This is a genomic window from Acidiphilium sp. PM (genome assembly GCF_000219295.1).
Classification (GTDB): domain Bacteria; phylum Pseudomonadota; class Alphaproteobacteria; order Acetobacterales; family Acetobacteraceae; genus Acidiphilium; species Acidiphilium multivorum.
The window spans coordinates 1-5586 of sequence record NZ_AFPR01000069.1 but is presented as its reverse complement, the minus strand read 5'-3'; the positions used below and the strand labels follow the sequence as shown (position 1 = coordinate 5586).

Genomic DNA, 5586 nt, shown 5'->3' with positions numbered 1-5586 from the left:
CCGCGCCGAGCGCGACGCCCCGCCGCGCGAGATCGGTCCGCACCCCGCCCCAGTCGCCGAACAGGTGCTTGCGCGTCCAGACCGACCCCTGCGCCGCCGCCGGGCGCGGCGCGAGACAGGTCAACACGGCAAGGCCCAGGGCGGCGGCGCGAACACGATTCGGCATGACGGTGAATTTCCGCCGTCCGGGCGGTCGCGCAACCCGTCCGCACGCGCTCGTCATCTGACGAAGCCGTGTGCCCGGCGTCACCGGACTGTCCCGAAACCTTCACCGTAGCGTCACCCACCCCGCGCCGCTTCTGCCCTAAGCAGGCGGCCAGCCACCCGCCCGCCGGGCGACTCCCGCCGCATCCCTGTGCAAAAAGGCCGAATCCATGCAGCGTTCCTCCCTCGCCATCCTCGACGACCAGTCCTTCGGCACCTTCCACTGGCGCGCCGTGTTCACCACCGGCATGGGCGTGCTCGCCGACGGCTACGACCTGTCCTCGATCGGCATCGTCCTGCCGACCGTGCTCGCCTCCTTCGGCCTGACGAAGATCGACAGCCTCGAATCCGGCCTGCTCGCCGGCTCCGCCCTGGTCGGCGCCGCCCTCGGCGCGCTGATCTTCGGCTTTCTCGGCCAGCGCGGCCGCAAGACCTTCTACGGGCTCGACGTCGCGCTGATGGCGATCGCGGCGGTCGCCCAGGCCTTCGCCCCCAACCTCGCCTGGCTGATCGCGATCCGCTTCATCCTCGGCATCGGCGTCGGCGCCGACTACGTGCTCTCCCCCACCATCATGGCCGAGCACGCCAACCGGCGCGACCGCGGCCGCGCCCTCGGCGTCGGCTTCTGCCTCACCTGGTGGCTCGGCGCGGCCCTCGCCGGCCTGCTCGCCCTCGTCCTGCACGCGCTCGGCGTGGCGCCGGACATGGTCTGGCGCATCGTCCTCTCCGCCGGCGCGCTGCCCGCGCTCTCGGTGCTCTGGCTGCGCCGCCGGATGCCGGAGACCGCGCGCTACCTCGCCCGCGTCGCCGGCGACCAGGATGCCGCCGAAACCGTCATCCGCGGCATCACCGGCACCGGCCACGCCGCCCCCGAGGCCGACCGCCGCGAGGTGATGGCGGTGCTCCGCCGCCATGCCGGGCAGATCTTCGCCGCCGCCCTGCTCTGGTTCATCTTCGACATCGTGATCTACTCGACCGTCCTGTTCGGCCCCTCGCTGATCGCCCACGGCCTCGGCCTGAGCCCGACGATGTTCTCCCTGCTGATGACCTTCGCCTTCATCATGCCGGCGGTGCTGATCGGCGCCTTCGCCCTGCTCGACCGCTTCGGCCGCAAGGCGGTGCAGATCGGCGGCTATGCCGGCGCCGCCCTTCTCCTCGTCATCTTCGCGCTGATCCACAAGGATATCGGCCAGAACCCGGTGCTCGGCCTCGTCGTCTACGGCCTGTTCAACGTGATGATCATGGGGCCCAGCATGGTCAGCGGCGCGGCGATGCTCGGCGTCGAGCTGAGCCCGACCCGCATCCGCACCATGGCGCAGAGCTTCACCGTGGTCGGCGGCCGCCTCGGCGCCTCGCTCAGCGCCTTCGTCTTCCCGCTGGTCTTCGCCAAGCTCGGCGAGGTGGCGGCGATCGGCGTGCTCGCCGGCCTCTCGGTCCTCGGCGCCATCCTCACCTACGCGCTGATCCCCGAGACCGCCGGCCGCTCGCTCGAAGACCTGAACGACGAGGCCGAGGCCCTCGCCCCCGCGGCCGCACAATGAGCGGCGGCCCCGGCGCGCCGCCGCTGCTGGTCGCCCAGTTCTCCGACCTGCACCTGCGCGCGCCGGGGCTGACCGCCAACCGCATCGTCGAGACCAACATGCTGGCGGCGCGCGCCTTCGCCGCCTTCGCCGCCCTCGCCCCGGCGCCGGACGCGCTGGTGATCACCGGCGACCTCGCCGACCGCGGCGAGGCCGAGGCCTACCGCCTCCTCGCCGGGCTGATCGAGCGTCATGTCCGGGTGCCCGTCATCCTCATCCCCGGCAATCACGACGACCGCGCGGCGATGCGCGCCACCCTCGGCGACCGCCTCGCCGCCGATGACGAGGCCGGCGTCAACCGCCCGGCGGAGCACCTGCCGGTCCGCCTCCTGCCGCTCGACAGCACGATCGGCGGCGAGAGCCACGGCCGGCTCGGCGACGGCCAGCTCCGCTTCCTGCGCGACCGGCTCGCCGCCGATCCCCGCCCCGCCGCCATCCTGCTGCACCACCCGCCCATCGCCACCGGCATCGCCCACATGGACGCGATCGGCCTCGAGAACGCCGCCGCCCTCGAAGCCGCGATCGCCCCGCACGCCGCCCGCGTCGCCGGGCTCTGGTGCGGCCATGTCCACCGCATGATCCACGGCCGCCTCGCCGGCGCGCCGGTGGTCATCGCCCCCTCGGTCGCCCACCAGGTGCGGTTCGACCTGACGCCGGACGGCCCCTCCGCCCTCGTCCTCGAACCGCCCGCCTTCGTGATGCACCGCTGGGACGGCGCGTCCTTCACCTCGCAGATGGTCTTCGTCGATTCCTATCCGGGCCCGTTCCCGTTCCTCTCCTGAGCGCCGCTGCGGCGACAGGCCTTACGAGTGCCCCGCCTCCCGCACCGTCATGCTCTCCGAGACGGCGACGCCGGTGATCATCCCCACCACGTCGTTCATCGTCACCGCCGCCCGCTCGACGAACCCGGCCCGCCGCCCGTGCCGCAGCACGAAGATCCGGTCGGACACCTCGAAGATATGCGGCATCGAATGGCTGACCATCACCACGCCGAAGCCCCGCGCCCGCAGTTCCAGCACGAGGTCGAGCACCCCGCGCGACTCCCGCACCCCGAGGGCCGCGGTCGGCTCGTCGAGGATGACGACCTTCCGCCCCCACAGGATCGCGCGCGCCACCGCCACACTCTGCCGCTGCCCGCCCGAGAGCAGACCGACCGGCTGGCGCGTCGATTTCAGGTTCACCTTCAGCGAGGCGATATGCTCCTCCGCCGCCCGCCGCATCCGCCGCTTGTCGAGGAAGAAGCGCGAGATCGGCCCGCTGCCGGTCCATTCCCGGCCGAGGAACAGGTTCGCCTCGGCGTCGAGTTCCGGCACCACGGCGAGATCCTGATACACGGTCTCGATCCCCGCCTCCCGCGCGTCGTGCGGCGAGGCGAAGCTCACCGCCCGCCCGGCGAAGCGGATCTCCCCGGCACTCGGCCGCACCGCGCCCGACATGATCTTGACCATGGTCGACTTGCCGGCCCCGTTGTCGCCGACCAGCGAGACGATCTCGCCGGCCGCGACCTCGAAATCCACCGCGTCGAGCGCCCGCACCGGGCCGTAATGCTTGGCGATGCCGTGCAGGCTCAGGATCGGCTCGGCCATCGCCTCAGCCCATGCAGCCGATCGGCGCCTCCCGGAACGCCTTCGCCGCCCCGGCCGGCGTCTTCGCCTCGTCCCACAGCTTCACCCAGTGCGCCGCGTTCGCCTTCGTCACCACCGGCATCGCCTGCGGCACCAGCGTCGGATAATGGCACTTCTTGTTGGTCAGCATGTTGTGGATGATGGTGACGGTCTGATACCCCCAGCCCCAGTAATCCTGGCCGACCAGCGCCTGCACATAGCCCTTCTCGACCAGCGGAATCTCCGGCGCCAGCACGTCCGAGCCGATGATCTTCACCTTGCCGCGGTTGGCGATCAGCTTGGGCATCGCCGAGAGCTTGCCGAAGAACGCCACCGCCGCGACATCGACGATCGCGCCCGCGTCGGGATGCGCGGTCAGCACGTTGTCGATCAGCTCCTGCGCCTTGGTCAGGTCGTCATTGTCGAAATACGGGCCGAGGAACTCGATCCCCTTGTGCTTGCCCATCACCTGCTTCACGCCGGCCAGCCGCGCGTTCAGGTTGGTCGCCCCCGGCCCGCCGGAAATCAGGATCACCTTGCCCTTGGTGCCCATGAATTTCAGCGCCTGCTCGCCCATCGAGACGCCCATCTTGGTATTGTCCACCCCGTAATAGACCTGCCGCTTGCTGCCCGGCACGTCCGAATCCCAGGTGATGGTGACGATGCCCTTCTCCACCGCCTCGTTGACCGGGGCGATCAGCGGCTGCGGCGCGTTGGCGTCGATCGCCATGCCATCGACATGCCGCGTGATCAGGTTCTGCACGATCTCCGCTTCCTGGCTCGCATCCGACGAGGCCGAGGCGGTCCAGATCAGGTCGACATCGCCAAGCTCCTTCGCCCGCTGCATCGCCCCGTAATGCGCCGTGTAGAACACCGGATTGTCGAGCGATTTCGGCACCACCGCGATCGTGTAGCGCTTGTTCGCGCGGGCGATCGCGGGCATCGCGAGCCCCGCCGCCGCCCCCGCGCCGGCGAGTTTGAGAATGTCGCGCCGCCCGGCGCGGATGAGCGTGTTTCTGGTCATGGCGTTATCCTCCTGTCTTTGTTCGGTTTCAGGCGATGCGCACGCGTTCGAGCCTCCTGCGCAGGATGTCGATCGCCGCGGCGGCGACGATCACGAGCCCGGTGATCAGCTGCTGCCAGTAGCCGGCCAGCCCGAGCAGGACGATGCCGTCATTGATCACGCCGAGCAGCGCCGCACCGATCAGCACGCCCGGAATCGTGCCCCGCCCGCCGGCGAGGCTGGTGCCGCCGATGATCACCGCGGCGATCACCTTGAGTTCGTAGCCGGTGGCGGCATCCGGCAGCGCCGTGCCCGATTTCGCGGTCAGCAGCATCCCGCCGATCGCGGCGAGCACGCCGGAAATCACGTAGAGCCGGATCTTCAGCCGGTCGACGTTAAGCCCCAGCAGGCGCGAGGCCTGCTCGTTGCCGCCAAGCCCGTAGACATGCCGGCCGAACGGCGTGCCGGTCAGCACGACATGGACGATCACGCCGAAGCCGAGCATCACCAGCACCGGCACCGGAATGCCGAGCGCCGTGCCGGTGCCGAGCGCCGAGAAGGCGTTGCCCGCCGCATCGCTCGGCGCCGTCACCGCCATCCCCTGGCCGATCCCGAAGGCCAGCCCCCGCACCACGCTGAGCGAGCCGAGCGTGGTGATGAACGGGTTGAGCCCGATGCGGGTGATCACCAGCCCGTTGGCCAGCCCCACCGCCGCCCCGGTCGCGAGCCCCGCCAGCAGCGCCAGCGCAAGGTTGCCGCCCGCCGCCAGCACCATGGCCGAGATCATGCCGGCCAGCCCCATGGTCGAGCCCACCGAAAGGTCGAGCCCGCCGCCGATCATCACCAGCGCCTCGCCGAACCCGGCGATGCAGATCCACGAGAAATAGACCGCGACGGTGCCGATGATGTTGTCTTCGGTGAAGAAATACGGGGTCGCCAAACTCAGCAGCGCCGAAATCGCGACCAGCGCGATCAGCACGCTCACCCAGGGCAGGAGCAGGATGTCGATCCCCCGCCGCGCCAGGCTCGGAGCTGGCGATGCCGGACCGATGCCGGACGTGTCTGGCGCCGGTTCCCGGCCCCGCAGTCGCTCCCCCATGAGCAGATTCCCGTTTCGGGTGTTCGTTAACTTATAAAAATGAGCCTATCGGCGCGGCTTTCCGTCTGTCAAGTCAAACAATCGAGCGCCGCACTG

At 70.3% G+C, this 5586-nt stretch carries 5 protein-coding genes; 2 read left to right on the top strand and 3 right to left on the bottom strand.

Features of this window, described 5'->3' with window-relative positions; translation table 11 throughout:
- The first annotated feature begins 374 nt into the window (after positions 1-374).
- Positions 375-1745 carry an MFS transporter gene (locus APM_RS02490; protein ID WP_007421778.1) on the top strand — a complete coding sequence of 457 codons (1371 nt, stop codon included), beginning with the start codon at positions 375-377 and terminating at the stop codon, positions 1743-1745.
- Positions 1742-2566, top strand: a complete 825-nt coding sequence (locus APM_RS02485) for a metallophosphoesterase (protein WP_007421779.1) — start codon at positions 1742-1744, stop codon at positions 2564-2566. Before APM_RS02490 ends, APM_RS02485 begins: the two co-directional genes overlap by 4 nt.
- Before the next feature lie 21 nt (positions 2567-2587).
- On the opposite strand, the gene APM_RS02480 is transcribed toward APM_RS02485, so the two are convergent.
- The 3 genes from APM_RS02480 to APM_RS02470 are packed head-to-tail and all read right to left on the bottom strand — an operon-like array spanning position 2588 to position 5490.
- Entirely contained in the window at positions 2588-3370 is a 783-nt protein-coding gene (locus tag APM_RS02480) for an ATP-binding cassette domain-containing protein (protein ID WP_007421777.1), read from the bottom strand.
- 4 nt (positions 3371-3374) lie between these two features.
- Entirely contained in the window at positions 3375-4412 is a 1038-nt protein-coding gene (locus APM_RS02475; protein ID WP_007421776.1) for a sugar-binding protein, read from the bottom strand.
- 28 nt (positions 4413-4440) lie between these two features.
- Positions 4441-5490: an ABC transporter permease gene (locus tag APM_RS02470; protein WP_007421775.1), complete on the bottom strand. Its 1050-nt coding sequence runs from the start codon at positions 5488-5490 to the stop codon at positions 4441-4443.
- Positions 5491-5586: the final 96 nt, after the last annotated feature.